Raw genomic sequence first — 889 nt, forward strand, 5'->3', positions numbered from 1 at the left:
CTCGACTCCGAACGCGAGGCGATCGTGGAGCTGTTCGAGGCCTGGGGTGGCATCGACCGGTCCCACCGCAAGCTCGCCCACCGCGGGTCGCGGCTGTGCCTGGTCCATGTCAGCGAGTCCACGGTGCGCCGTGTTCTCGCAGATCACGGGCTCATCCTGCCCGGTCCGGCACCTCGGGAGCCGGCGGAGAAGAAGCCCTGGCCGGACTGGCTGGAGTGGAAGCCCCGCAGGATCTGGGCCTACGACTTCACCCACTTCCCGCGCGCCCGACGCTGCGCGGTCGCGGTGCTCGACATGGTCTCGCGCAAGTGGATCGCGACCCTGGTCAGCGCCGAGGAGACCTCCACCCAGGTCGAGGTGTGCTTCCTGGCCGCGCTCGAGGCCGAGGGCCTGCTCGAGGTCATCGACGCCCGGGACACCGCACAGCTGCGCGAAGCGCTGCTGTCCGGGCATCCCGAGCAGATCGAGCGAGCCGTCGACGGAGGCCAGGTCCCGCTCCTGCTCGCGGTCTCCGACAACGGGCCCCAGATGCGGTCCCACTCGACCCGGGAGTTCCTCGCCGGCGTGCACATCGCCCAGCACTTCGGCCGCCCGCACACCCCGACCGACCAGGCCTGGATCGAGACCCTGTTCGGGCACGTCAAGGGCGAGTGGCCCCACCTGGAGAAGATCGTCGATCCCGGCGATCTCGAAGCCGAGCTCGACCACGTCCGCGAGCAGTACAACAGCGTCCGCCTTCACGCCTCGATCGGCTACGTCACACCCGACGACGAACACGAAGGCCGCAGCGACGCCATCAGGAAGGCCCGCCGAGACGGACTCGACCAGGCCCGCCAAGAACGCCTCGACCACCACCGACGGAGTCGAGGACAATGAACAACACAACCAC

The 889-nt window shown here is 69.2% G+C and carries 1 protein-coding gene; it reads left to right on the forward strand.

Going from position 1 to position 889, the window contains the following annotated elements:
• On the forward strand, positions 1–876 hold an 876-nt coding region (locus ABD225_RS18560; protein WP_344089181.1), incomplete at its 5' end, for an integrase core domain-containing protein.
• Positions 877–889: the final 13 nt, after the last annotated feature.

The sequence above is a fragment of the Nostocoides veronense genome (genome assembly GCF_039531185.1).
GTDB classification, from domain to species: Bacteria; Actinomycetota; Actinomycetes; order Actinomycetales; family Dermatophilaceae; genus Nostocoides_A; species Nostocoides_A veronense.